This is a genomic window from Pseudomonadota bacterium, from assembly GCA_010028905.1.
Taxonomy (GTDB): Bacteria; Vulcanimicrobiota; Xenobia; order RGZZ01; family RGZZ01; genus RGZZ01.
The window spans coordinates 1-4,772 of sequence record RGZZ01000390.1 but is presented as its reverse complement, the minus strand read 5'-3'; the positions used below and the strand labels follow the sequence as shown (position 1 = coordinate 4,772).

At 67.8% G+C, this 4,772-nt stretch carries 4 protein-coding genes; 2 read left to right on the top strand and 2 right to left on the bottom strand.

The window, feature by feature from the left end; genetic code table 11:
• Window positions 1-83: 83 nt before the first annotated feature.
• The gene (locus EB084_19705; GenBank protein NDD30490.1) at window positions 84-1,343 is read right to left on the bottom strand and encodes an MFS transporter; all 1,260 of its coding nucleotides are present in this window, start codon (window positions 1,341-1,343) and stop codon (window positions 84-86) included.
• Between the two features lie 98 nt (window positions 1,344-1,441).
• Here EB084_19705 and hflX point away from each other — a divergent pair, with 98 nt between their 5' ends.
• Window positions 1,442-2,860, top strand: a complete 1,419-nt coding sequence (hflX, locus tag EB084_19700) for a GTPase HflX (protein ID NDD30489.1) — start codon at window positions 1,442-1,444, stop codon at window positions 2,858-2,860.
• Entirely contained in the window at window positions 2,787-4,097 is a 1,311-nt protein-coding gene (locus tag EB084_19695) for a nitric oxide synthase oxygenase (GenBank protein NDD30488.1), read from the top strand. The genes hflX and EB084_19695 overlap by 74 nt, the downstream gene beginning before the upstream one ends.
• 102 nt (window positions 4,098-4,199) lie before the next feature.
• On the opposite strand, the gene EB084_19690 is transcribed toward EB084_19695, so the two are convergent.
• Window positions 4,200-4,643: an XRE family transcriptional regulator gene (locus EB084_19690; protein ID NDD30487.1), complete on the bottom strand. Its 444-nt coding sequence runs from the start codon at window positions 4,641-4,643 to the stop codon at window positions 4,200-4,202.
• Window positions 4,644-4,772: the final 129 nt, after the last annotated feature.

Here is a 4,772-nt window from a genome sequence, read left to right as displayed (position 1 = left end):
GCTGCTGGCGCGCCTGGCGCGCACCGCGCTGCCCCTGCTCAAGCGCGTGATGCCTGTGCCCAGCGCCGAGCGCAGCGTGAGCGCTACCGCTGGGTCGTGACGCCGGGTTCGTCGGGCGCTTCCGGCGCGACGTCGATCGATGGCGCTGTCGCTGCGGTGCGCGGTTCGGCCACGAGCCACAGCAGCACGGCGAGCACGATCACACCGCCCAGGTTCAGCGCCGCGTCCATGGCGGGGAGGCCGCGCGGCCCCCAGCGCTGATGTCCCCAGCCGTCGAGCCAGGTCACGTAGGCGATGGCCTGGTTTCCCGCCGCGGGGAACACCGAGTAGAGCGTGGCGGCTGTCTTGCCTGCCGTGCCCACGATCTCGTAGACGAAGGCAGAGAACGAGGCGTAGGCAAAGCCCGTGATCACCATGTAGGTGATGCACCCCGCGATGTAGGCGTTCTGGCTCAGCGGCCCCACCGCCATCAAGCCGGCGCAGATGGCCGTGAGCACGCCCGAGGCGAGGTAGGCCACCCGTCGGTCGATGCGATCGAGCACGAACAGTCCGGCCAGGGCGCCGGCGCCTTGCGCGAAGGGCCCGACCCAGCCGTTGAGCAGCTCCACCACCTCATCGCTGGCGTGAAAATCAGCGCCCAGCGCCGACAGCAGATTGATGAGCACGGCCGTGCCCACCGGCGACAGGCAGAGCAGCAGTCCCGACCATCCGCGCCGCGCGCTCACGGCGCGCCAGACATCGACCGCCATGGCGCCCAGGTGATGCATGAGGGGGTCGCGTGACGGAGGAGGCTCCTCGATGCGCAGGGCGATGAGGGCGGGAATGACAATGACCGCCAGCAGGGCGAGAGCGGCGGCCTTCGGAGAGAGGTGCCACAGCGCCATCACCATGCCGCCTCCCAGCAGGGTGCCGCCCCCGAGGTTTCCGGCGTTCACCCAGCTTGCGGCGGTGCCCTTCTTGTCTTCGCTGAGCCCCACCGACACAAGAGCGCCCACGCACGACGCCACGAGTCCGAGCAGGGCCTGGCCGGCGACGAGCAGCACCTTGTACAGGGCGAGCTGCTCCGGGAGCTTCAGCAGCAGGCATGCGCTCAGACAGAGGCCGCCGCTCACGGCGAGAGAGGCCAGCCAGAATCGCCTCGGCATCCAGAGGTCGAGCACGGGGGCCCACAGCAGCTGGTAGGCCGACGGGAGCATGGCAAGGGCGCTCAGCTTCGCGATCTCCTCGACGCTGAGCCCGGCCTTGGTCAGCAGGAACGGCATGGCCACCGCCATGAAGGCGCCGCCGATGCCGAAGGGCAGCGTGATGATGCCGAAGAGCCAGGGAGGCGGTGATTTGCTCACCCTGCTCGGGTTCGACGTCTGTTCCGGGTCTCCCGTTGCGGTTGGCCGCGGTGCCGGCAGGGCCTTCGTTCGCGGCGTTGAACCGGCGGCTCAGATCCATGAACGAGAACAAGAAGATCCTTCCGCGCGCAATCCTGGTGGGCATCACCCTGCCCGATGGCACCGAAGCAGAGACCGAGGCCTCGCTGATCGAGCTCGGCCGTCTGGTGAAGACCCTTGGCTATGACGTGGCCTCCACCCTCACGCAGCGTCGCGGCGCGGTGGGCGGCGGGCTCGTGCTCGGCGAGGGCAAGCTCAAGGCGCTCGCTGAGCGCACGGGCGGTCTCGGCCACGTGCCCAAGCGCTCGTTCGCCAAGAAGACCAAGGCGGCGCTGCGTCGCGAGAAGGCAGATGAAGAGGCGTCCAGGGTCGCTTCTCAAGATGACCTGATCCCGCCGGAATTCGAAGACGACGATGCCGGCGACGACGCGGGCGACGGTGCAGGCGGTCCGGAGGGGGCGCCTGAGAAGAAGGTCGACGCCGTGGTGTTCGATTGCGAGCTCACCCCATCGCAGCTGGCCAATCTCGAGAAGGCGACGGGCGTGCGGGTCTACGACCGCACCGGTGTCATCGTCGAGATCTTCAGTCGTCACGCGCGCACCCGAGAAGCCCGCCTCCAGGTCGAGATCGCGCGGCTCAAGTACCTCTCGCCGCGGGTGCGCGTCACGGGCAGCGGCCCGGAAGATCGCATGGGCCGCGCCGGCGAGAGCAGCCTCGAGCTCGATCGCCGTCGCATCCGCGACCGCATCGCGGCGCTCAACGACGAGATTGCGGCGGTGCAGCGCGAGCAGGCCGAAGGGCGGGCGCAGCGCGCGCGCGAGCGCTGCGTGGCGCTGGTGGGATACACCAACGCGGGCAAGTCGTCGCTCATGCGCGCCCTCACCGGCAGCGAGGTGCTGGTCGAAGACAAGCTCTTCGCAACCCTCGACACCACGGTTCGCACCCTGGTTCCTCCGTCGGTGCCGCCCATTCTCGTCTCTGACACGGTGGGCTTCATCAAGAAGCTGCCCCACGATCTGGTGGCCTCGTTCCGCTCGACCCTCGAGGAGGCCAAGAACGCGGGGCTGCTGCTGTTCGTGGTTGACGCCGCCGACCCGGCCTTCCGCGATCAGCTGGCCGTCACGCACGAGGTGCTGTCGAGCATCGGGGTGGCCGACGTGGCGTCGCGCCTCGTGCTCAACAAGTGCGACAAGCTCACCGTCGATGCGATTGCGCTGCTGCGCACCGAGTTTCCCGAGGCCATCTTCATCTCGACCCGCCGGCCGGAAGACGTGGCCGATCTGCGCGAGCGCATCGTCGCCTTCTTCGAAGCGGGCATGGTCGAGGAAGAGGTGTTCGTCGCCTACGCCGAGACCCGGCGCATCGGCCCCATCCGCGCCAGCCTGCGCGTTCTCGGCGAGCGCCATGACGAGAACGGCACCTGGCTGCGGGTGCGCGGGCACGCCCCTGACATTGCGCGCCTGCGCGAGGAGCGCTGACGTCGTGCAGCAGCCCACCTCCTCGCCAGAACGAAGTGGAACAGCTCACGCAACGGTCATCGATGAGGCGCGCGAGTTCCTGCGCGCCACCCACCAGGAGCTGGGTCTTCCAGATGATCTGGCGGTACGGTGGCGCGAGGTCGAGGCCGAGATACGACGCACCGGCACCTGGGTGCAGAGCGAGCGCGAGCTGCGTCACGGCGCGCGGGTGGCGTGGCGCAACAGCAATCGATGCGTCGGTCGTCTCTTCTGGAAGGCCCTCACGGTGCGCGACTGCCGCGCGCTCGATCGAGAAGACGAGGTCTTCGAGGCGTTGGTCGAGCATCTGGTCATGGCCGCCAACGACGGCAAGATCAGAGCGGTCATCACGGTCTTCGCCCCTGCTGATCGAGATGGCCACGCCCAGATTCGCATCTGGAACGCCCAGCTCATCCGCTACGCGGGATATCGACAATCAGACGGCACTGTTCTCGGTGATCCCGCCAACGTGGCCATCACCGAGGTGGCCATGGCGCTGGGCTGGCGACCGCCCTCGCAAGGCCGTTTCGACGTCCTCCCCCTGGTGATTCAGCGCGGAGATCAGCGGCCGCGCCTGTTCGAGCTGCCGTCGCGCGCCGTGCTCGAGGTGGAGATCTCGCATCCGGAGCACGCCTGGTTCCGTGAGCTGGGCCTCAGGTGGCATGCGGTGCCGGCAGTTTCCGACAGGGTGCTCGACTGCGGTGGGGTGCGCTATCCGGCCGCGCCGTTCAGCGGCTGGTACATGGGCACCGAGGTGGGCGCCCGCAATCTCTCTGATGAATCGCGCTACGATGTGCTTCCCCAGATCGCGCAGCGCATGGGCCTCGACCTGCGCCGTCCCCGTTCGCTCTGGCGCGATCGCGCCCTGGTCGAGCTGAATGTTGCCGTGCTGCACTCGTTCGAGGTCGCGGGGGTGAAGATGGTCGATCATCACACGGCCACCCGAGAGTTCATCGAGTTCGCGCGCATCGAGGGCACCGAGGGGCGTTCGGTGAACGCGGACTGGACGTGGATCGTTCCGCCCCTTTCCGGGTCGACGACGCCGGTCTTTCATCGGCATTGGCAGAATGACGTGGTGAAGCCGAACTACTTCTATCAAGCGGGGGCCGACGCGCTGCGCCATGCCATGGCAGACGCCGTCATGGGCGGATCCGGCGATTCGACGAGGTGCCCCATGACAGGCCTGCGCCAAGGGCATGGGAGAACCTCTGACGATTGACCACGGTTCACGTCGGGGCAGCGCGAGCAGGCCGAAGGGCGTGCGCAGCGCGCGCGAGCACTGCATCACTGTGAAGGCTGCGTCGATCACATCGGCGTGATGCTACGCATCCCAGAGCGGGCCACCGCCGGCGATTCGCGCCGCTCCGCCTGGACTCGCGTTCGCATAGACTTCGCTCATGCCGTCGAGGACCTCTTCGAGCGCCCGCTGGGCGTCGAGGGCACTCGCGTGTGCGTTCTGCGCCCCTTCGACAGCGCTTCGCAGCCGCTCGAGCAATGTCTTCAGGCGCTGCGCCTCCTTGTTGCTGCTTCGTGAGGGTCGGGCGACCACCAGGCCTGCTCGTTCGAGCAGGGCATCTACACCCAGTCCGAGCGCTTTGCAGATGGCGGTGATGGTGACGATGCCGGGATTTTCGATCTCTCCGTTCTCGATGCGGGAGATGGTGGCGCGCGCAATGCCTGAACGCGCGGCCAGTGTGTCTTGCGATATCTGGCGCTCGCTGCGACGCTGATGCAGCACCCTTCCGATAGCCTGCCCTGTTTTCACAGCAACCCTCCGTAGACGGGGTAGAGTAGTGCTTGCGCTGACGCTTGCGCTGACGCTTGCGCTGACGCTTGCGCTGACGCTTGCGCTGACGCTTGCGCTGACGCTTGCGCTGACGCTTGCGCTGACGCT

Bases quoted from the DNA above. Each gene is read 5' to 3' on its own strand.
- hflX (NDD30489.1), top strand. From the start codon at position 1,442: ATGAACGAGAACAAGAAGATCCTTCCGCGCGCAATCCTGGTGGGCATC.
- EB084_19695 (NDD30488.1), top strand. From the start codon at position 2,787: ATGACGAGAACGGCACCTGGCTGCGGGTGCGCGGGCACGCCCCTGACA.